The following is a 20,790-nucleotide window of genomic DNA, read 5'->3' as shown; positions in this document are numbered from 1 at the left end:
GTCGTGGGAACGAACCGCTTTTGACGACGGATGGCCGAGTATGCCGTATGGCAACCGATACGGCCGAACGCCGAGTCGCGCACGTCCGCGGCGTGACGGTCACGGCGATCGCGTGTCTCGCTGGCGTGGTTGCGGCGCTCATCTCCGGCACCGTCGCCGGCGGCGCCGAAGACCCACTCGCCGTCTACGTGCTCGCCGGTGCCGTCATCGTGCAGTTCCCCCTGCTTCGGGCTCTGGAAGCGGCCGGGCTCGAAATCGACGTCGAGGACTTCGGCGTGAAGGATTACCTGTACGTGGCGTTCATGACGTTCGCGCTTTGGTTCGTCTGCTGGTCGATCCTGCTCGTAACGGGGACGACGTTCTGATGGCCGAAGACAGTATCGCGGTCGTTGACCTCGACAGATGTCAGCCCGACCGTTGTAACTACGAATGTGCGAACTTCTGCCCGCCCAACCGGACGGGCGAGGAGTGCATCGTCACGCGCGAGGAGCGCCACGGCGAGGACGGCCTCTTCGCCGGCGCGCCCGACCAGGTCTCCATCTCCGAAGACCTCTGTCTCGGCGAGACCTGCGGTATCTGCGTCGAGAAATGCCCCTTCGACGCCCTCGAAATCATCAACCTCCCGCAGGAACTGGAGGACGATCCCACCCACCGCTACGGCGAGAACAGCTTCGCCCTGTACGGCCTGCCGGCGCCACAGGAGGGCCGCGTCACCGGCATCCTGGGGCCGAACGGCATCGGGAAGACGACCGCCGTTCACGTCCTTGCGGCCGAAATCACGCCGAACCTCGGCCGCTTCGAGGACGAACCTGACTGGGACGAGGTGCTCGATGAGTACCGCGGCACGGAACTACAGGGATACCTCCAAGACCTCCGAGAGGGTGATGTCACCGTTGCCCGCAAACCGCAGTACGTCGACAAGATCCCCGACACCTTCGACGGGAAGACGAGCGAACTACTTGCCGGCGTCGACGAACGTGATGCCGCCGACGAGCTGGTCGAACGGCTCGGCATCGAGCCGGTCATCGACCAGCCCATCGACACGCTGTCGGGCGGCGAACTCCAGCGGGTCGCGCTGGCGGCGACACTCGTCCGGGACGCCGACTTCTACTTCCTCGATGAGATCACGCCGTATCTCGACATCGGCCAGCGCGTCACCGCCGCCCGCCTGATCCAGGAACTCTCCGAGGAGGGCCGGTCGATGCTCGTCGTCGAGCACGACCTCGCGGTGCTCGACCTGCTCGCCGACGCGCTCCACGTCGCCTACGGTGAGCCCGGCGTCTTCGGCGTCATCACGCCGCCGAAATCCACGAAATCGGGCATCAACGAGTATCTCGAGGGCTACCTCGAAAACGAGAACATGCGCATCCGGCCGGGATCCATCGAGTTCGAGGAACACGCCCCGCGGACGGCCTCGCACGGCGACACGCTCGTCGAGTATCCGGCCATGACGCAATCCTACGGCGAGGGTGAGTTCACGCTGGAGGTCGACGCTGGCGAAATCAGACAGAACGAGGTACTCGGCATCGTCGGCCCGAACGGAATCGGGAAATCGACGTTCGCGAAACTGCTCGCCGGCCGCATCGAACCGGACGAGGGGTCGTTCGACGCCCGTCTCGATATCTCGTATAAGCCGCAGTACGTCGAAATCGACCAGCCGATGCGGGTCGATTCGTTCCTTCGCTCCATCACCGACGATTTCGGCTCCTCGTACTGGAACACCGAGATCGCCCAGCCGCTCCAGCTCGAGCGCATCATGGAGCAGAACCTCACCGACCTCTCCGGTGGCGAGCGCCAGCGCGTCGCCATCGCGGCGTGTCTCTCCCGAGAGGCCGACCTGTATCTCCTTGACGAGCCCTCCGCACACCTCGACGTCGAACAGCGCGTCCTCGCGACGCGAGCCATCCGCCGCTACACCGAAAACCACGGTGCGACGGCGATGGTCATCGACCACGATATCTACATGATCGACCTGCTTTCCGACCGGCTCCAGGTCTTCGAAGGCCAGCCGGCCGAACACGGCCGCGCTGGCGAGCCGATGGGGATGCGCGAGGGGATGAACACCTTCCTGTCGAACCTCGACGTCACCTTCCGCCGCGACGAACGGACGGGTCGTCCCCGCATCAACAAGCCCGGCTCCCAGAAAGACCGCGAGCAGAAGAAAGCGGGCGAGTACTACTACGCGCCCGACGACGACGAGTAGCGCCTTCGGCCTCGGCCTTTCTTCCACGCGCGCCGACCCCCTCGGCAATTCCTGCCAGTTTTTAACCCCTCCGGGCGAGAGGTCTACAACGAATGGTCGTCGGAGACATCGCGACAGGAACGGAGGTACTGGTCATCGGTGGCGGGCCGGGCGGCTACGTCGCCGCGATTCGCGGCGGACAGCTCGGGTTGGACGTCACGCTCGTCGAGAAGGACGCCTACGGCGGCACCTGCCTCAACGAGGGGTGTATCCCCTCGAAGGCGCTCATCCACGCGACGGGGCTGGCCGACGAGGTCGGTGACGCGGAGCAGATGGGCATCCACGCCGACCCCGCCGTCGATATGAAGGGCCTCGTCGGCTGGAAGGATGGCGTTGTCGACCAGCTAACGAACGGCGTCGAGAAGCTCTGCAAAGCCAACGGTGTCAACCTCATCTCGGGCCGCGCGGAGTTCGTCGACGAGAACACGGCTCGCGTCGCCCACGGCGGCGAGGGGCAGGGCAGCGAATCCATCGAGTTCGAACACGCCATCATCGCGACGGGGAGCCGCCCCGTCCAGCTTCCGGGACTACATTTCGACGGCAACCGGATTCTCGACTCCACCGGGGCGCTGAACCTCGATGAGGTGCCCGAATCCATGCTCGTCGTCGGCGGCGGCTACATCGGCATGGAGCTTTCGACCGTGCTCGCGAAACTCGGCTGTGACGTTACCGTCGTCGAGATGCTCGACGATATCCTGCCGGGCTATCAGGACGACGTCAAGCGCATCATCCGGAACCGCGCCGAGGAACACGGCATCGACTTCCACTTCGGCGAGGCAGCCCAGGGCTGGGAGGAAGCTGGCGGCGAGGCGCTCGTCACCACCGAAACCGAGGACGGCGACACCCACGAATATACCGCCGAGAAGGTGCTCGTCGCCGTCGGCCGCCGGGCCGTCACGGACACGGTCAACCTCGACGGCATCGGCCTCGAACCGAACGAGGACGGCACCATCGAAACCGACCACCAGGCCCGAACCGACGTCGAACACGTCTTCGCCGTCGGCGACGTAGCCGGCGAGCCGATGCTCGCACACAAGGCGTACAAGGAGGGCCACGTCGCTGCCGAAGTCATCGCCGGCGAACCGGCAGCCCTCGATTACCAGGCCGTCCCGGCTGCGGTGTTCACCGACCCCGAAATCGGCACGGTCGGGATGACCGAAGCCGAGGCCGAGGAGGCCGGCTTCGACCCAATCGTCGGCGAGATGCCGCTGCGTGCCTCCGGCCGCGCGCTCACGCTCGGCGCCGATGAGGGCTTCGTCCGTATCGTCGCCGACGCCGAAACCGAGTTCGTCCTCGGCGCCCAGATAGTCGCTCCCGAGGCCTCCGAACTCATCGCCGAGGTCGGCCTCGCCATCGAGATGGGAGCGCAACTCGAAGATATCGCAGCGACGATTCACACCCACCCGACGCTGTCGGAGGCTGTTGCCGAGGCGGCCGCGAACGCTCGTGACATGGCCGTTCACACGCTGAATCGGTGACTCTACGGCCTCGCTGCTCGCGGTTTGTTCTGGAGCTCAGCCTCGCTGCTCGCGGTTCGCACGTCTCGCGGTTCACTTCGTTCTCCGCTCGATTCTTCGAGACACTCCCTCCGGTCGTGTCTCGCTACCGCTCCTCCCGCTCGTCATATCGAGAGCCTTCGCTGCGCTCAGGCTCTCGCCGCTCGCGTGTCGTCGATCGTTGCACTCGCTCCTCCCGCTCGCTACATCGGGACTCCTCGCTCTGCTCGGAGTCCCGCACCCGACGCTCTTTTGCCAACTCCCACACTACCCCGGTGCAATGAAGGCGCTCACGCTCGGCCCGGAAGGAACCTACTCACACCGCGCGACGAAGGCCGTCGCAGACGAGATCGATTTCGTCGAATCCGTGACCGGCATCGTCGAAGGCGTCGCAAGCGGCGAATACGAGCGCGGCGTCATTCCCATCGAGAACAGCATCGAGGGCAGCGTCACCGAATCGCTGGACGCCCTCGCCGACCGCAACGTCTCCGTCGTCCGTGAGATTGTCACGCCCATCCAGCACGCCCTCCTCGCCCAGACGAGCGAGTTCGAGGTTGTCACGAGCCACCCCCAGGCGCTCGCCCAGTGCCGGGAGTTCCTCTCCCGTGAGTACCCGAGCGTCAAAACCGAGGCCGTCGCCTCCACCGCCCGCGGGGTCGAACGAGCGCGCGAGGATTCCACCGTCGCCGCTATCGGCCATCCCGCGACCGCCGGCGACGACCTGCAGGTACTCGCCCGCGACATCCAGGATAGCGACTCGAACGCCACCCGGTTCGTCGTGCTCGCGCCCGAAACCGAACGCTCCGACGCCGGCGGCAAAAGCAGCGTCGTCGTCTACCCGAACACGAACTACCCAGGCCTGCTCTTGGAGATGCTCGAACCGTTCGCAGAACGTGATGTCAATCTCTCGCGGGTCGAATCCCGCCCCAGCGGCGAGCGCCTCGGCGATTACGTCTTCCACTTCGATTTCGCCGCCGGCCTCTACGAGGAGCGCGCCCAGGAAGCCATCGACGACCTCCGCGACATCGCCTCCACCGGCTGGGTTCGCGTGCTCGGCTCCTACGACACCGAACACGTCATTTGATACGGACTGTTGTAATTCATTTCCGCATCGACCGCCAGTCTTCAGGCGGTCGTCGCGGTAAACAGTTACAACAATTCGTAAGAATCGGCCGCCGGCGGTCGGTGGCGGATGTCTGACGCGGTTTTATCTCCATACGAAACGTCCGGGTGGGCATGGGACTCCGAGGGACGCTTCTGTGGCCGCTGTACCGCATCGCTGGCTGGGCCGATGATAACCCGCTGAGCGCCGCCGGAGTCATCGTGGCACTCGGCGCGCTCGCCGTCTTCCTGGCGTCGGTCGGCGTCGTCGCCGAGACCAGCGGCGGCCTCACCTTCGATGGCGCGACGGCCACCGCGATCTCCGAGACGGCGCTCGCCCAGCCTGCATACGTCGTCGCTGCCGTCGTCGGCCTCGCAGTGTTCCTCTTTTACGACGGCTGAACTCAGTCCGAAAAGAGACTGGTGTGGACGGGGGCGAAATCGTCGCCCGTGTCCGTCTCCGTTTTCGTATCCGAGACGGCCTTGCCGCGAACGCCGTCCTCGAGGAAATCGGCCAGCGGCGGGCCGAGCCGGTCGGGTTCGACGAGGAAGGCGTCGTGGCCGTGGTCGGAGTCGATGACGTGGTGGGCGGTGCCGGCGTCGCTCGACCGGAACGCCTCCGCCAGCGCCTCACTCTGTTCGACGGTGAAATGCCAGTCGCCGGTAAAGGAGACCAACAGGGCTTCGCCGTCGAACGCCGCCAGGGCGTCGGCGTCGGATTCGTACCCCGACGAGAGGTCGTAGTTGTCCATCGCCCGCGAGAGATACAGATAGGCGTTGGCGTCGAACCGCTCCGCGAACTTCTCGCCCTGATAATCGAGATACGATTCGACCTCCCGATACGGGAAGAATCCGGCTGCGGGGTCGGTCGGGAACGTGTCGCGGCCGACGTCCATCCCGGCCGACCGGCGGCCGAACTTCTTCTCCATCGACGATTTCGAGAGGTACATGACGTGGCCGATCTGGCGGGCCAACGCAAGCCCCTGGGTCGGCGGGTCGTCGTCCTCACCGTAGTAGTCACCGCCCGACCAGTTCGGGTCGGTGGTAATCGAGCGCCGCGCGATGGCGTCAAGCGCGAGGCATTGGGGGTCGAGGCGGGCCGACGCGGCGATGACGATGGCGCGGTCGGCGTGGTCGGGGTGGCGCTTCGCCCAATCGAGGACGTTCATGCCGCCGACGCTGCCACCGATGACCGCATGGAGGTTCGGGATGCCGAGATGGTCGAGCAGGCGGCGCTGGGCGCGCGTCCAGTCACCGACCGTGACCGCCGGGAAATCAGTGCCCCATGGTTCGCCCGTCTCGGGGTTGATGGAGGCGGGGCCGGACGAGCCGTAACACGACCCGGGCACGTTCGCACAGATGACGTAGTATTCGGTCGTGTCGACGGCCTTGCCCGGCCCGACGATGTCGTCCCACCAGGCGTGGGCCTGCCCGGCGGTGTCGGCACGGCGCCGACTGCCCGCGACGTGGGCGCTGCCGGTCAGCGCGTGACAGACGAGGACGGCGTTGTCGCCGGTGAACTCGCCGTAAGTCTCGTAGGCGATTTCGAGGTCGGGGATGGACTCGCCGCTCTCGAAGGTGAACTCGCCGAGCGAGACGACGTTCTGTTCACTGCTCATAGTACGCTATCGAGGTCTGCGATGATATCAGCTACGTCTTCGATACCGACGGAGAGTCGAACGAGGTCGGGCGTGACGCCGCTGGCGCGCTGTTCGGCCTCGGTCAACTGCGCGTGCGTCGTCGAGGCCGGGTGGATGACGAGCGTCCGGGCGTCGCCGATGTTCGCGAGGAACTTCGCCACCTCGGTCTCCTCACAAACGCGTTTGGCGGCCTCGTAGCCTTCCTCGGGGCCGAAGGCGATCATGCCGCCGTAGCCGCCGTCGAGGTATTTCGAGGCGAGGTCGTGGGTTTCGTGGCTCTCCAAGCCGGGATAGGTGACCCAGCCGACTGCGGGGTGGTCGTCGAGGAACTCCGCGACAGCGCGGGCGTTCTCTGAGTGGCGTTCCATCCGGAGGTCGAGCGTCTCGGCGCCTTGCATCGTCACCCAGGCGTCGAACGGGGACTGCTGGTCGCCGAGACTGCGCGTCGCACGCTGGCGAGCGGCCATCGTGAACGCGCGGTCGCCGAAGCGCTCGCTGAAGTTCAGGCCGTCGAAGGCGGGGTTCGGCCCGCCGATTTCGGGGTATTTCTCGGGGTGCTCCTCGAACGGGAAGGAGCCGTCGGAGACGAGAATCCCGCCGAGCGTCGTCCCGGAGCCGTGAATCCATTTCGTGGTCGACTCCCAGACGATGTCGGCGCCGTGTTCCAGCGGACGACACAGCGCGGGCGTCGCGAAGGTGTTGTCGACGAACAGCGGCACGCCGTGGTCGTGTGCCACGTCAGCGATCTCCTCCAGCGGCGGCGTCACGAGTGAGGGGTTGCCAACCGTCTCACAGTGGACGTACGCAGTGTTCTCGTCGATTGCTTCGGCGTAGGATTCGGGGTCGAGCGTGTCGACGAACGTCACGTCGATACCGCGGCGGGCGGCCGTATGCGAGAGGTAGGCGTGTGTGCCACCGTAGATCGATGAGGCCGAAACGACGTTGTCGCCGGCTTCGGCGAGCACGAGCGTCGCGGCATCGAGCGCGCCCATCCCGGACGCGGTGGCGAGCGCCGAGGTGCCGCCCTCGAGGGAGGCGAGGCGTTCCTCTAAGGCCTGCACAGTCGGATTGGCGATGCGAGAGTAGACGTTTCCCTCGTCCTCAAGCGCGTAGCGAGACGCCGCGATATCGGCATCCGGGAACTCGTAGGACGTCGTCTGGTAGATGGGCGGCGCGGCGGCGCCCGTCTCGGGCTCTGGGCCCTGCCCGACGTGCAGACACCGCGTTCCGAAGCCCAACTGCCGCTCCTCGTCGTTCATGTATGGTGTGCATATCACTACTCGCTTCTATAACCAAGAGTTACGGCAATATTTGCGAGACGAGCGCGGGATGCCGCACTCTCCGTTTTTCCCGTCAAAAGCAGTGATGCGGGGTGCCAGCCCGAAGACAGAGCCAACGGCTGTGGCCGTTAGCCACTATACGATAGCCCCTACTCCTCAAATAAGGTTCAGACCGACACAGATATTGAAACCGCCGCCGCACGGGCGTGCTGAACTGGGTTGTACCGCCCGCAGGGGACGCCGCCCGAAGCAATCTCGACCTGAAACAGGGGGCGTGCCTGGCCGCTCACTCCTGCCGTTCGATTTCGTGGCGACCGAAGCCGTAGCGGAGTCGGTTCGCGAGCCGCCGGGAGAACTTCCCGTCCTCGCCGACACGGGAGTCGAACCGCTCGCCGAGCGCCTCGTAGATGAGCGGGATGGAGACCTCCTGTTCGAGCGCCTCCTGTACCGTCCACGTGCCGGTCGACCCGCCGGAGATGTGGTCTGCGACCGTCCCGAGGTCGTTACCCTCCTCGCGGAACGCCTCCTCACAGAGTTCGAGCAGCCACGACCGGATGACAGCGCCGTTGTTCCAGGTTCGTGCGATCGACTCCATATCGAGGTCGTAGCGGCCCTCCGAGAGCAACTCGAAGCCCTCGCCGTAGGCCTGCATCAGCGCGTACTCGACGCCGTTGTGCACCATCTTCACGTAGTGGCCGGAGCCGAGCGCGCCCATGTGGTCGTGGCCCTGCGGCCCGGTCGCGATGGCGTCGAGCACCGGCACCATCTCGGTGTAGGCCCACTCGGGGCCACCGACCATGAGCGAGAAGCCGAGTTCGGCGCCGGCGGGGCCGCCCGATGTTCCACAGTCAAGATAGGCGGCCTCCAGCGCCTCGCCGCGGGCGACGGATTTCTCGAAGTGGGAGTTGCCGCCGTCGACGACGATGTCGTCCTCGTCGAGGTGTGGTTCGAGGTCATCGAGCGTCGCGTCGACGGCGTCACCGGCCGGCACCATCAGCCAGATGCGCTTCTCCTCGGGGAGCTGTGAGACGAAATCCTCGATGGAATCCGCGGGCGAGGCCCCGGCGTCGGCGGCGGCCGCCACTGCCTCCTCGTCGAGGTCGAAGGCGACGACATCGTGGCCTGCATCAACGACCCGGTCGACGACGATACGGCCCATCCGTCCGAGCCCGATTACACCCAGTTGCATACCGGTACGTCCACGCGCCGACAAGTGAGGATTGTGATTCTCGCACGCGCGACCCTTCCCAATGCCTGATAAATAGCCGGCTAGAAGCGCCGATAACCCTTTGATATAGTTCCAGCAACTCCGAGGTGAAACGATGCGGGGCCAGTTCACACGACGGCGATTGCTCGAAGTCGCCGCCGCCTCGGGGGTGACAGCGCCCGCGCTCGCAAGCGGGCACGCGTCGGCACAGAGCCCCGCGGATGGACTGGCCGACGCTGGATGGTACGAACGCGAGTTCCGCAACTACGCGAAAACACAGGAGGCGCCGGCCGAACAGGCCGGCGACCCCGGATTCATGGAGCGATGGCAGCGCCGCAGCCAGCAAAACGGCGCCGACTACGCCGACCGCGTCCGCACGGAACCGGGCTGGCGGAGCCACGCCAACCTCTGTGCGACGTGGGGCGAGCAGTGTACCGGCGACCCAGCACTCTACCGGGACATCGACGCCCGCGACTTCTACGGCACCGTCGGCGAGCGTCGCCGCGTTGCCTTCTACGACCGACAGGGTGCACGGCTCTCGGGGCATCTCTGGATGCCGACGGATGGCGACGACCTGCCTGGCGTCGTCATCACAAACGGCTCCGTGCAGGCGCCCGAACCGCCCTACTGGTGGGCTGCCCAGTCGCTCGTCGCCGCTGGCTACGCCGTTCTCACCTACGACCCACGCGGGCAGGGGCGCTCCGACAGCGTCACGCCCGACGGCGAGCGCGGCAGCAACGCCAACGGCGACGTCTTCGTCACGAACCAGGTCGACGCCATCGACTTCTTCCACTCGACGCCGAACGACCCCTACGAACCGAACACGAGGGCGTCGTACCGACGCGATGACGGCGCGCCGGTCGTCGAGCACAACCCCGTCTTCGACCGCCTCGACCGCGACCGTCTCGGCATCGCCGGCCATTCGGCGGGGGCTATCGGCGCCAGCATCGTCCAAGGGCTGACGCCGTGGCCGACGGGCGGCGAAAACCCCGTTGACGCCGTCGTCGCGTGGGACAACCTCGGCAACAGTGATGATATCGGCGGCGACGGTGCCGCAGCCGAGGGCAGTGACACCGCGGCGTTCTTCGACACGGTACCCGAAGGCAGCGTCACCCCTCGCGTGCCCGCGATGGGCCAGTCCGGCGATTACTTCCTGACGCCGACGCCGCACGAGCGGCCGCCTGACCCCAACGCCAAATCGACCGGCTTCGCAAAGTGGCGCGACGCCGACGTGCCGGCCTACCAGTTCGTCATCCGCGGCGGCACACACTACGAGTGGTCGCGACTGCCGACGTTCCCGACCACTTCCTGGGAGTTCGGCAACGCCCTCGCCGACCACTACACTGTCGCGTGGTTCGACCGCTGGCTCAAGACGCCCGAGGAGTCCGGATATCACGACGCCGACGGCCGACTCCTGGCCGACGATGCCTTCGCCGACCGCCTCAGTTTCCACTACCGCTCGAAGCGAGCATTCCCCGACCGCAGCCAACAATCCCATGACTGCGACGACATTCGTGCCGGCTGTGCGGAGCCGACCCCGCCAGATTGGCGATAGCCTGAAACCGCCGGTGGCTAAGCGAACCTTTTTATCCGGAACGTGCCACCAGTCGGGTATGAGCGCGACCTCGTCGGTAGTACGTGGGCTGTAACCGCGCGTTTTCTCATCACGCGCACGACCATTCCGACTACCGGCGGGTCTACGCACCCAAACAATGAGTCAGGTTCCAGATAGCTTCGACCCCGGAGAGGCAGAGCAGAAATGGCGCGACCACTGGCAGGAGGCGGGCGTCTACGAATACGAAGACGACGAGGAGCGCCCCGACTACATCATCGACACGCCGCCGCCGTACCCGACTGGGAACCTCCACATCGGGAACGCCCTCGGCTGGTGTTACATGGATTTCGCGGCCCGGTATCACCGGCTGCAGGGCGACGACGTGCTCTTCCCGCAGGGCTGGGACTGTCACGGCCTCCCGACCGAGGTGAAAGTCGAGGAGAACCGCGACATCCACCGGACGGACATCTCCCGCGAGCAGTTCCGCGAGTGGTGTATCGAACATACCGAAGACCAGATTGACGCGATGAAGGAGACGATGCACACGCTCGGGTTCTCTCAGGACTGGAACCACGAGTACCGCACGATGAACCCCGACTACTGGGGCGAAACGCAGCGCTCCTTCGCCGAAATGGCCGAATCCGGCTACGTCTACCAGGACGAACACCCCGTCAACTGGTGTCCGCGCTGTGAGACGGCCATCGCCGACGCCGAGGTCGAGAACGAAGACCACGAGGGGACGCTTTACTACGTCACCTTCGACGGCATCAACAACGACAACATCGAAATCGCGACCACGCGCCCCGAACTGCTCGCGGCGTGTGTCGCCATCGTCGTCGACCCCGACGACGAGCGCTACGAGGGCCGCGTCGGTGACACCTTCGAGGTGCCGCTGTTCGGCCAGGAGGTCGAACTCATCGCCGACGACGACGTCGACTCCGAGTTCGGTACCGGCGCCGTCATGATATGTACGTTCGGCGACAAACAGGACGTCGACTGGTGGGCCGAACACGACCTCGGCCTCCGGCCGGCCGTCACCGAGGACGGCCGTCTCAACGAGCTCGCGGGCGACTACGAGGGCCTCACAATCGACGAGGCGAAAGACGAGATCGCGACGGCACTCCAGAAGTCGGGCCACCTCGAGGATGAAACGCCGACCGAACAGTCCGTCGGCCAGTGTTGGCGCTGTGACACGCCCATCGAGATTCTCTCGAAAGAGCAGTGGTTCGTGAAGGTCGACCAGGAGGAGATTCTGGAGACCGCCGAGGGAATCGAGTGGTATCCGGAGCACATGTACGACCGGCTCGAAGACTGGACGGAGGGAATGGAGTGGGACTGGGTCATCTCCCGCCAGCGCGTGTTCGCGACCCCGATTCCCGCCTGGGAGTGTGAAGAGTGCGGGCACGTCCAAACCGCGACGCCCGAGGAAGTGCCGGTCGATCCGATGACCGAAGACCCGGCCACCGACACCTGTATCGAATGTGGCGGCGACTCTTGGACTGGCGAAACCGACGTGATGGACACCTGGATGGACTCCTCGATTTCGCCGATGTACGTCTCCGGCTGGCCAGAGGAGTCCTTCGAGCCCGTCCAGCTGCGCGAACAGGGCCACGACATCATTCGGACGTGGGCGTTCTACACCATCCTCCGAACCGCGGCCGTCACCGACGAGATTCCGTGGGAGGAGGCGCTCATCAACGGCATGGTGTTCGGCGAGGACGGCAACAAGATGTCGAAGTCCCGCGGCAACTTCGTCCAGCCAGAGGAGGTCGTCGAGGAGTACGGCGCCGACGCCTTCCGGCAGGCCATGGCGCTGGGCGGCCAGCCCGGCACCGACATCCAGTTCCAGTGGAAGGAGGTCACCTCCGCCTCTCGCTTCCAGACGAAGGTCTGGAACATCACGAAGTTCGCCACCGGCCACGTCGACGAATCGACGCCGGAGATAACCGACCCCGCCTACCGCGACGCCGACGAGTGGATCCTCTCGAAATGCGCACGCGTCGCCGAGTCGGTCGAAGAAGACATGGACGAACACCGCTTCGACAGCGCGCTCCGTGAGGTTCGGGATTTCGTCTGGCACGACCTCGCCGACGATTATCTCGAACTCGTCAAAGGCCGGCTCTACGAGGGCCGTCCCGGCGAGCGAAAAGCTGCCGAGCACACGCTCTTCACGGCGCTGACGGCGTCGCTACGCATGCTCTCACCATTCGCCCCCTTCATCTCCGAGGAGGCCTGGAGCCATCTCCCGACCGATGGGAGCGTCCACAACGCCCGGTGGCCCGACCTGCCCGCCGGCGACGCCGAGGCCGAAACGCGTGGCGAACTCATCGCCGACATCGCCGCGACCGTCCGCGGCTGGAAATCAGAGGAGGGCAAGCCACTGAACGCCGAACTCGACCGCATCGAGGTGTACCTCGACGAGGAGCGCCCGCTCGACACGTACGACCTCGCCGATACGGCCAACGGCCCGGTGTACATCGAGGCGGGCACCCCGAACATCGAGATGGTGCCCGTCGATGTTGACATCGAACACAGCGAACTCGGCCCCGCCTTCCGAGATACGGCCGGCGACGTTATCGGCCGACTGGAGGCTGCCGACCCGGCCGAACTCAAAGCCGAACTGGAGACGAAGGGCCACATCGAACTCGACATCGATGGCGAGACGGTCTCCGTCGAAGAGGAGATGTTCGACATCGTCGAAGAACAGCGCTCCGAGACCGGCGAGGAGGTCGTCGTTCTCGAAGCGGGCGAGGCGACCGTTCTCGTGTTCGAATAGCGGGGGTCGTGCGGAGACGGATTTATGAGAACTCCTTCTCAAGGGCGTCCTTGGTCGTTTCGACATCGACGATGTCTGATCCGTAGAACATCGAAAGAGGGAATTCCGCGTCATCCTCGAACGAATCTTGCCAGAATCTTGCAAGCGCCGTGAAGTCGCTGGCGCGCATTAACCGGATATCGATACCGCCGACTTGCTTTTCCATTTGATTGGCGTTTGTCCTCGCTATCGAGGTAAACTCAGGAGCGATGATGAGAAACCACTCAACGTCGTGTTGCTGGCTTTTTGTGTCGATATAATTCTTGATCTTGCTCTGCGTGCTGCTACTCAGCTTGAATTTTCCTGCCCGGCGCTTATTGTCCCACAATAGCCACTTCCCGTCCTGTTCGATTTCTCCGTCAGCGACAATACCACTCGCCTGCTGCCCCAGTAGCTCTGTACCACCAAGATTGAACACGTTTCGGAATATTTCTGCTGTCGCTTCTTCAAAGAGTATTTCCAACTTTTTGGAGTGGTTACCGTTCTCGACGAGGCCCTGCAGTTGTGGCGGGATTCGCCTAACGGTGCCATCCGCGATATCTTCATACGCGTCTAAAAACAGCTCGACAGTATCCTGACTGTTATCAACCGACCGTTGTGATCGCTCAAAATACTCGATAATCGCCTCTATCATCTCACCGCTCCGCCGCTTGTGCGCATCCAGGCCGTACTGATCGACGATTTCTTTGAGCTGTTCTTTAGACAGCACTGCTTCGAACAGGTCGCTCGGGAAGATACCGGCATTAAGTATGTTTTCTCGACGGAGCTGATTCCTACCGTGATTCTTTGCGGTGATGTTGAATGTATCACTCGCTTCGACGAGGATCGCTTGCTTGTCGAACGGCTCAAGCGTCTCCAACATCGTGAGATAATTCTCCTCTGTCATCTCGTAGTTGAGCCAATCAGCGATGAATCCCGTGTACTCTTCAGGAATACCGACAGTATCGCCATGCTCCGAGTCAACGATTTCGTAAACCAGGGCCTGTTCCTGTAGCGACCAGATTCCTTTTTCGATTGTATCGAGCGCGTGTTCCGGCTTCTCCGAGCGCGACACCTTCGGAAATCTGTCGATAGATGAGAGCCGCTCGAAAACATCTATCCAGGTGTAGTAGTGGTGTTTCCACTCCTGAGCACGGTTGTGTAATTCGAAATACCGATACACCATATGTAGCTCCGAGTCATCGACATCAGAACCGTAGTTTACAGCGGCTTTCGCGAGGTGGAGTAACTCATCATCAGCCAAATCATCTTGATCGGAGTTTCGTATCAGTTCCTGTTGCCACGACTGTACGGCGTTCTGCAACTCTTTTTTATCCATGCTGAAATCTGGCTGTCGGATGAGGGTTCGAAGAACGCCATACCGGATTACTAAGGCTTGATACGGTGAATCGTTGATCGAACTGAGTCGCGGTGGTGTGAAATTAGTAAGCTCTTTTTCAAGCCGTCTTTCATCGGCCAACGCGGGAACGTAGGTATCAAGATACCGCTCACGGTCGTCAAAACCATCATGTTTGAACGACTCAGGGTCAAAGGAGTCTGTCTTCAGTTTCGAACCATCCTTCAGAAACCGCTTCTTTTCGTACGAGTTCCAGTTTTGATCAGCGAGTTCCCCCAATTCCATGCTAACTATTCTCAATACTAAGAGGCCATTATTATAGATTAGGTCTCAATATACAGATTAGCCACTATATCGCATCTCGTGTTATCGGAACGCTACTCAGAGTAGCGAAGTGAAACCACCGCACCGAACGTCACGCTTACCCCGGCGTATCCCCTCCCAATGGACATGGCAGACCGCATCATGAAGGTCAACGCGTACACGACGCTCGACCTCCTGGACGGTGAAGCCGAGGGCCACGGCTTCGAGGAGGACGCCTACGCGGTCGTGAACGTCACCAGCCCGCGGAAGAACCCCGACCACGTCTCCCTGCAGCTCGAACTGGACAACACACAACTGGAGCATCTCCAGCCGCACGCCGACAAGGTACGGCTCACGCCCGAGGAGGCCCGAGAGCTGGCCGCCGACCTAGAGAAACACGCCGAGAAGGTCGAAGCGAACGAGGATTGAGCGCCGAGCACTGATAGACCGCGAGCGCCAACTGCACGTATGGCCGACGAGCGTGGGCCACGCGCCGGTGGCGGCGGCAGCCCCGTCTCCCGCGAACTCGGATTCTGCCCCTGCTGTGGCTATCGCACGCTGTCGCCCGGTCAGCCCGGTTCCTATGAAGTCTGTGCCGTCTGCGGTTGGCTCGACGACTTGGTCGGTTTCTATCATCCGACTACTCAGAGCGATTACAATCACGTCGCGCTGTCCGAAGCCCGCGAAAATTTCCGTGAGTACGGTGCCTGTCTCCCGGGCGCCGCCGAATCGACGCGCAGTCCCGGCGAGGACGACGAGCGCGACCCGAACTATCCCTACGACTGATTCTCAGTTCAGCCGCGCGAACTCCTCGTCGGTGAGTGAGATATCGGCCGCGGCGACGTTCTCTTCGAGGTGCTCGACGCTCGAAGTGCCCGGAATCGGGAGCATGACCGGCGAGCGTTCGAGCAGCCACGCGAGCGCGATCTGTTGTGGTGGTGCGTTGTGGCTCTCGGCAACGCGTTCGAGCCCTTCCACGTCGTCGAGTTCGCTGGCCGCGAGCGGATACCACGGGATGAAGCCGATGCCGTACTCCTCGCAGGCGTCGAGGACGGCCTCTTCCTCCCGGTAGCCGACGTTATAGCGGTTCTGGACGGTCGCGATTTCGACGTGGTCGCGGGCCGTCTCCAGCTGGTCGACGCTCACGTTCGAGAGACCGAGATGGGAGATGACGCCGTCGTCTTTCAGCTCCGCGAGCGCAGTGACGCTCTCCTCGAAATCGACGTCCGGGTCTGGGCGGTGGTACTGATAGAGGTCGATGGTGTCGACACGGAGGCGGTCGAGGCTGCAAAGCACCGCGTTCCGGAGATAATCGGGGTCGCCGTTGGGGAGCCACTCGCCGTCGCGGTTGCGCAGCAGGCCGCCCTTCGTTGCGACCACGAGGTCGTCGTAGGGCGCGAGCGTCTCGCCGATGAGGCGTTCGGAGACGCCGGGGCCGTAGGAATCCGCGGTGTCTATGAGGTCGACGAGGTCGGCCGCACGATGGAGCACGTCGCGGGCCGCCTCGACGTCGTCCGGTTCGCCGATGATGTCCTTGCCGGTGATTCGCATCGCACCGAAGCCGAGTCTGTCGACTGTCAGCTCGCCGCCGATATCAAAAGTGTCCATACGGGCGAATCGGCTCCCGTCAGCAAAAGCCTACAGTTCGAGGAGATTCCGAACGTCAGCCCAGGAGTCGACGACGTGGGCGCCGTCGCAGGCCGTTGGGTCGCTGTAGGGCTGTCGCATCAACACGCCCGTCTTGCCCGCATCGAGGGCGTTCGCGACGTTGCCGTGATAATCGTCGATGAGCGCGTCGCCGGGAACGGCTCCCTTGTCAGCAGGCACCTCGTCGTGGAACGCGTCGTGGGGGATGTCGTGGTCGTCGAGCCACGCCTTCGAGACGTCGTGCGTTTCGGGAATCCGATGGGTCGCGATTTCGATCCGGTAATCGCTGCGGAGCGCCCCGAGCGCGTCGGCGACGCCCGGTGTCGGCTCCATGCCACCGAAATACCACTCTGCGCGGTCGGGGTCGGCCATCAGCTCGCCGATGACATCACCGATGTGGCCGTCGGCGTCCGGCACGGCGTACGTCCAGCTATCGATGGCCGAGGGCGGAACGTCGTGGTCGTACGTCTCCCGAAGGTGCGTACAGAGCCGCGGAAGCTGGTCAGCAACGACGCCATCGAGGTCGACAAGCAGCGTCGCCCCGGGCGCAAGCGGACGGTCTGTCATCGGTTCCACTGGGCACCGGAGTGGCTTAAGCGATGCTTTCGTCCCATCACACCTCGACCGTCTCGCCGAGCGAGGGCGCCCGTGTCTCATAGCCGTCGGCCTCGAGCTGTTCGGCGAACCACGTCGTCGAGTCGCCGTGGTTGACGAGAATCGGCGTGTCCTCGTACGCCGACAGGAACCCTTCGATGCCCTCGCGGTCGGCGTGCGCCGAGAAGTCGTAGGATTCGATCTGCGCGCTGACGGGCATGACGCGACCGTCGATTTCGGCGCGGCCGGTGTCGAGCAGGTCACGGCCGGGCGTTCCCTCGACCTGATACCCCGTCATCGTGATCTTGTTCGTCGGATTCCGCCGGATTTCAGGGATGTACGTCATCGCCGGGCCGCCCGAGAGCATCCCACTGGTGGTGATGATGGCGGCCTTCTGGTCGGTGATGCGTTTGCGCTGGCCGTCGCGGCCGGTGACGAATCGCGCGTGGGATTTCGCCCGCTTGAGGGCGTCTGCGTCCCGGACGAATTCGGGATACTGCCGCAGCATCTCAGTGACCTGCTTGCCCATCCCGTCGACGTAGCAGGGGATGTCGTGTTCCGCACAGATGAGCATCATTTCCTGGGTTCGGCCGATGGCGAAGGCGGGCACGACGACGGTGCCGCCCTCCCACAGCGTCGTCTTGACGCTCTCGGCGAAGCGGTCTTCGACCGCGGCCCGTTCCTCGTGTTCGACGTCGGCGTAGGTGCTCTCACAGATGACGACATCGGCGTCGGGGCGGGCGGTGGTACCCGAGACCAGACGCTGATTGTCGGTGTGAAAATCGCCGGTGTAGAGGAGTCGCGTCTCCCCGTCGTCGTCGGACTGCGTCCGACTGCTCGAGGGACTACATCCCTCGGTGATGAGGACGTGTGCGCTGCCCGGAATGTGGCCAGCGTCGAAGAACTCGACGCGGTGGCCGGCCGCCTCGAACGGCTCGCGGTAGCCGTGTGTCTCCGCCACCTCGGTGACCCGCCGGAGGTCTTCCTCGGTGAACGGACACTGCATCGTCCCGCCGTGGAGCTTCAGCGTGTCGCGAGCCAGCGTCATCGCCAGCTCGTAGGTCGGTGGCGTCCAGTGAATCGGCGGGCGGGCGCGTCCCGAAAGCAGCGACGGAATCGCACCGACGTGGTCGAGATGGCCGTGGCTGACGACGACCGCGTCCGGAGTCACGTCGCCCACCGGATACTGCGGCGGCGAGTCGGTCTTCATGCCGAAATCGAGCAGGAGCGATTCGTTTACGAGAATCGCGCTCCGGCCGACTTCGCCGGCGCCGCCGAGAAACTGCAGATCCATTGGCGAGTGTACGCGCTCGTCCCGTTTGCCTTCGTCGGTCGCTCGGCCGCGACCGGCAGAATCAGCGCCCGAAGACGTCGTTATTCGTCGTCTTCGTCGTCGTCCTTCATCTCCTGTAGCTGGTCGATCAACGATTCCTCGCTTTCCTCGAATTCGAACTCGACGCTCCCGTCGTGTTCGTTCTCGTGGACGTTGACGGCCTCGTCTTCGCCAGTCTCGACGGTCTGGTCGTTCTGCTCGGATTCGTCGTAGCTACCAAAACCCATACGTCAGAACAGAAGCGCTCCGCGCGTAAAAGCATCCGGATGGTCAGGCTACTCTCTCCACTGTCGCACCTGGAACTCCGCGTAACCGCCGTAGGCGAACTCTAAGGCGCTGAGCCACCAGTTCCACCGCTCTGCTGGGCTCCCCTCCGAGGCGTCGGCCAACTGGACGACGACGTGTTCGGGCGTGAACTCGACGTCGGCGTCCGCTTCGTAGCGGCCGCTATCGGCGAGGTCACGCGCATGACGGGCTACCGCCCGCCGTTCGGCTTCGTCGCCGCCGAACGTCTCCAGCCCCGCTGCCAGCGCATCGGCGTCGAACTCCGCTTTCACTTTGCTCACACACCACATACGGAATCGGTGAACTTCAGCGTCAGGGTGACCCAAGGCTACAAGCGCCCACGTGTGCCACTTGGCTACATGACGGAAATCGAACCCCGCGACGTGCCCGACGAGGCCGTCGCCGTGTTACAACAGTATCTCGAGGACGAACACGAGTTCCTCTCGTGGCTCGACTTCACCGTCGAGGAGTTCGAGGCCGGGCGGATGGTCGGCACGGTGCCGTTCGACGAGAAACTGACGAACCCGACCGAGCCGCCGACGGTGCAGGGCGGCATCGCATCGACCCTCATCGACGTGGTCGGCGGCATCGCTCTACGGCCGTATCTCTCCGACCCGCTCGACGACGATATCGCGACCATCAATCTCAACGTCAACTACCTCCGCCCGGCAGCGGGCGATTTGACCGGGACGGCCGAGGTCATCCGCGCCGGCAACAGCGTCGGCGTCTCCTACATCGAGGTCGTCAGCGAGACGCCGGACGGCGAAGAACAGCCCGTCGCGGTTGGACAGGGCGCCTACCGAATGTTCCGGAGTTAGGCGACCCGTCGCTCGCGGACGACCAACCACAGCGTACACAGGAACGCGATGCCGACGGCGGCGACGAGAATCGAGAAGGCGACCCGATAGCCAAACTCGGTGTAGGCGACCGACCCCGCGACGACCTCGTCGGTGCGGTAGGCGTCAAGCGCCAGCCCCATCAGCGTCGGGAACAGCGCGCCGCCGATGAAGCCGGCGGTGTTGACAGCCGCCGTCGCGACGCCGCTTGCCTCCGCCGGATACCGCTCCTTGACGATGGTGAACCCGAGCATCGCGCCGCCGAAGAGGAAGCCACAGAGGAAATACGAGCCGGCAACGGCGGGCAGCGGCGGCTTGCCGAACACCGGAATGATTGCGATGGCGAGCGTGAGTAGCCCAAGTGAGACCGACATCGGGAGCACGCGGTTCTCGATGGCGTCCGAAAACCGCCCGACGAGCGGCGGCCCAAGGAACGTTCCCACACTCCCCAACAGCGTGTAGTAGGAGGCGGTCGTCACGTCAAGCCCGTACACGACGACGAGATACGGGATGCCCCACAGACCGATGAGCGTCAGCAACATTCCCATCGTCGCAAAGAAGACGAACGAGACGAGCCACTGGTCGAGGTCGTAGAGCAGCGTCCGGAGGTGTCCGCCCGTCTCCCGAAGCGTCACGGACGGCTGTTCGGGGACGCCCTCGATGGGTTCAAGCCCCGCGCCGGCGGGCGACTTTCGGGCGAGTGCGAAGACGCCGACAGCGCCAACGAAGCCGACGCCCCCGAGGCCGAGAACGGTTGTCCGCCAGCCGACCGCGCCGACGGCGAGTGCAAGCGGCGTCGTCGCCAGTATCGAGCCGAGCCCTGCGACCGCGCCCGTCAGCCCAGTCATCGTCGCGAACTCGGCTGCCTCGTACCAGTTCGCACAGAACCGGAGGATGGAGACGAAGATGACGCCGCTGCCCGTCCCGATGAGCGCCCGCGAGAGTAGCGCGACGACGTAGCCGTCCGCCATCGCGAACGAGACGGCCCCGGCAGTAAACTACCCCACCCTACTCCCTCGGCGCTACGCGCCTCGGTCCTTGAGGGAGGGGCTTTGATGTGGACTCCAGGCAATCAGTCGCCAGCTATAGACTGGTGACTCTCGCCGTTCAACGTCCCACC

At 64.1% G+C, this 20,790-nt stretch carries 19 protein-coding genes and 1 pseudogene; 10 read left to right on the top strand and 10 right to left on the bottom strand.

The genetic code is table 11. The annotated features are described in order from the left end of the window. Positions 1–47 precede the first annotated feature (47 nt). From ACI8UR_RS02915 to ACI8UR_RS02895, 5 genes are all read left to right on the top strand, one after another. A complete protein-coding gene (locus ACI8UR_RS02915) occupies positions 48–365 on the top strand; it encodes a hypothetical protein (RefSeq protein ID WP_415087534.1) in 318 nt (105 codons plus the stop codon). Then, positions 365–2,203 (top strand): ribosome biogenesis/translation initiation ATPase RLI, encoded by a 1,839-nt coding sequence (locus tag ACI8UR_RS02910; protein WP_415087532.1) that lies wholly within the window; start codon positions 365–367, stop codon positions 2,201–2,203. The genes ACI8UR_RS02915 and ACI8UR_RS02910 overlap by 1 nt, the downstream gene beginning before the upstream one ends. 92 nt (positions 2,204–2,295) lie before the next feature. Beyond that, positions 2,296–3,720 carry a dihydrolipoyl dehydrogenase gene (lpdA, locus tag ACI8UR_RS02905; RefSeq protein ID WP_411716116.1) on the top strand — a complete coding sequence of 475 codons (1,425 nt, stop codon included), beginning with the start codon at positions 2,296–2,298 and terminating at the stop codon, positions 3,718–3,720. Positions 3,721–4,018: 298 nt separating this feature from the next. Beyond that, positions 4,019–4,822: a prephenate dehydratase gene (pheA, locus tag ACI8UR_RS02900; protein WP_411716117.1), complete on the top strand. Its 804-nt coding sequence runs from the start codon at positions 4,019–4,021 to the stop codon at positions 4,820–4,822. 152 nt (positions 4,823–4,974) lie between these two features. After that, positions 4,975–5,241 carry a hypothetical protein gene (locus ACI8UR_RS02895; RefSeq protein ID WP_411716118.1) on the top strand — a complete coding sequence of 89 codons (267 nt, stop codon included), beginning with the start codon at positions 4,975–4,977 and terminating at the stop codon, positions 5,239–5,241. A gap of 2 nt (positions 5,242–5,243) precedes the next feature. Here the strand turns inward: ACI8UR_RS02895 and metX are convergent, their stop codons facing one another. The 3 genes from metX to ACI8UR_RS02880 form a co-directional block, all read right to left on the bottom strand. Next, positions 5,244–6,458, bottom strand: coding sequence for a homoserine O-acetyltransferase MetX (gene metX, locus ACI8UR_RS02890; RefSeq protein WP_411716119.1), 1,215 nt, complete (start codon positions 6,456–6,458; stop codon positions 5,244–5,246). Then, positions 6,455–7,738, bottom strand: a complete 1,284-nt coding sequence (locus ACI8UR_RS02885; protein WP_415087531.1) for an O-acetylhomoserine aminocarboxypropyltransferase/cysteine synthase family protein — start codon at positions 7,736–7,738, stop codon at positions 6,455–6,457. Before ACI8UR_RS02885 ends, metX begins: the two co-directional genes overlap by 4 nt. A gap of 307 nt (positions 7,739–8,045) precedes the next feature. After that, positions 8,046–8,948, bottom strand: a complete 903-nt coding sequence (locus ACI8UR_RS02880) for a decarboxylating 6-phosphogluconate dehydrogenase (protein ID WP_411715405.1) — start codon at positions 8,946–8,948, stop codon at positions 8,046–8,048. Positions 8,949–9,081: 133 nt separating this feature from the next. Between ACI8UR_RS02880 and ACI8UR_RS02875 the strand changes: the two genes are divergently transcribed. Both ACI8UR_RS02875 and ACI8UR_RS02870 read left to right on the top strand, forming a co-directional pair. After that, positions 9,082–10,521 carry an alpha/beta hydrolase family protein gene (locus ACI8UR_RS02875; RefSeq protein ID WP_411715406.1) on the top strand — a complete coding sequence of 480 codons (1,440 nt, stop codon included), beginning with the start codon at positions 9,082–9,084 and terminating at the stop codon, positions 10,519–10,521. Between the two features lie 157 nt (positions 10,522–10,678). Further along, positions 10,679–13,297 carry a valine--tRNA ligase gene (locus tag ACI8UR_RS02870; protein ID WP_411715407.1) on the top strand — a complete coding sequence of 873 codons (2,619 nt, stop codon included), beginning with the start codon at positions 10,679–10,681 and terminating at the stop codon, positions 13,295–13,297. A 22-nt stretch (positions 13,298–13,319) separates the two neighbouring features. Here ACI8UR_RS02870 and ACI8UR_RS02865 read toward each other — a convergent pair whose 3' ends face one another. Beyond that, positions 13,320–14,957: a hypothetical protein gene (locus ACI8UR_RS02865; RefSeq protein WP_411715408.1), complete on the bottom strand. Its 1,638-nt coding sequence runs from the start codon at positions 14,955–14,957 to the stop codon at positions 13,320–13,322. Between the two features lie 165 nt (positions 14,958–15,122). Here ACI8UR_RS02865 and ACI8UR_RS02860 point away from each other — a divergent pair, with 165 nt between their 5' ends. Together ACI8UR_RS02860 and ACI8UR_RS02855 are read left to right on the top strand one after the other, a co-directional pair. Beyond that, the gene (locus ACI8UR_RS02860) at positions 15,123–15,404 is read left to right on the top strand and encodes a DUF6360 family protein (protein WP_411715409.1); all 282 of its coding nucleotides are present in this window, start codon (positions 15,123–15,125) and stop codon (positions 15,402–15,404) included. 39 nt (positions 15,405–15,443) lie between these two features. Next, on the top strand, positions 15,444–15,761 hold the full coding sequence (locus ACI8UR_RS02855; RefSeq protein ID WP_411715410.1) for a CPCC family cysteine-rich protein: 318 nt from the start codon (positions 15,444–15,446) through the stop codon (positions 15,759–15,761). A gap of 3 nt (positions 15,762–15,764) precedes the next feature. Here ACI8UR_RS02855 and ACI8UR_RS02850 read toward each other — a convergent pair whose 3' ends face one another. The 5 genes from ACI8UR_RS02850 to ACI8UR_RS02830 all read right to left on the bottom strand — a co-directional run bounded on the left by ACI8UR_RS02850 (position 15,765) and on the right by ACI8UR_RS02830 (position 19,115). Next, entirely contained in the window at positions 15,765–16,583 is an 819-nt protein-coding gene (locus ACI8UR_RS02850; protein ID WP_411715411.1) for an aldo/keto reductase, read from the bottom strand. A gap of 30 nt (positions 16,584–16,613) precedes the next feature. Next, on the bottom strand, positions 16,614–17,189 hold the full coding sequence (locus tag ACI8UR_RS02845; protein WP_415087530.1) for a 5' nucleotidase, NT5C type: 576 nt from the start codon (positions 17,187–17,189) through the stop codon (positions 16,614–16,616). A 46-nt stretch (positions 17,190–17,235) separates the two neighbouring features. Next, the gene (locus tag ACI8UR_RS02840; RefSeq protein WP_411716361.1) at positions 17,236–18,510 is read right to left on the bottom strand and encodes an MBL fold metallo-hydrolase; all 1,275 of its coding nucleotides are present in this window, start codon (positions 18,508–18,510) and stop codon (positions 17,236–17,238) included. An 80-nt stretch (positions 18,511–18,590) separates the two neighbouring features. Beyond that, entirely contained in the window at positions 18,591–18,776 is a 186-nt protein-coding gene (locus ACI8UR_RS02835; RefSeq protein WP_411716360.1) for a DUF5786 family protein, read from the bottom strand. Positions 18,777–18,824: 48 nt separating this feature from the next. Beyond that, on the bottom strand, positions 18,825–19,115 hold the full coding sequence (locus ACI8UR_RS02830; RefSeq protein ID WP_411716359.1) for a hypothetical protein: 291 nt from the start codon (positions 19,113–19,115) through the stop codon (positions 18,825–18,827). Positions 19,116–19,193: 78 nt separating this feature from the next. Between ACI8UR_RS02830 and ACI8UR_RS02825 the strand changes: the two genes are divergently transcribed. Further along, the gene (locus ACI8UR_RS02825; RefSeq protein ID WP_411716358.1) at positions 19,194–19,652 is read left to right on the top strand and encodes a PaaI family thioesterase; all 459 of its coding nucleotides are present in this window, start codon (positions 19,194–19,196) and stop codon (positions 19,650–19,652) included. Here ACI8UR_RS02825 and ACI8UR_RS02820 read toward each other — a convergent pair. After that, positions 19,649–20,665: pseudogene (locus ACI8UR_RS02820) on the bottom strand (MFS transporter); the annotation flags it as partial. The gene ACI8UR_RS02825 and the pseudogene ACI8UR_RS02820 sit on opposite strands and share 4 nt — an antisense overlap. Between the last annotated feature and the right edge of the window lie 125 nt (positions 20,666–20,790).

Origin of the sequence: Natronomonas sp., assembly GCF_047616845.1 — an archaeon.
In the GTDB taxonomy this organism is placed as follows: domain Archaea; phylum Halobacteriota; class Halobacteria; order Halobacteriales; family Haloarculaceae; genus Natronomonas.
The sequence above is the reverse complement of the archived record's forward strand: the minus strand, read 5'-3'. Positions and strand labels throughout refer to the sequence as shown.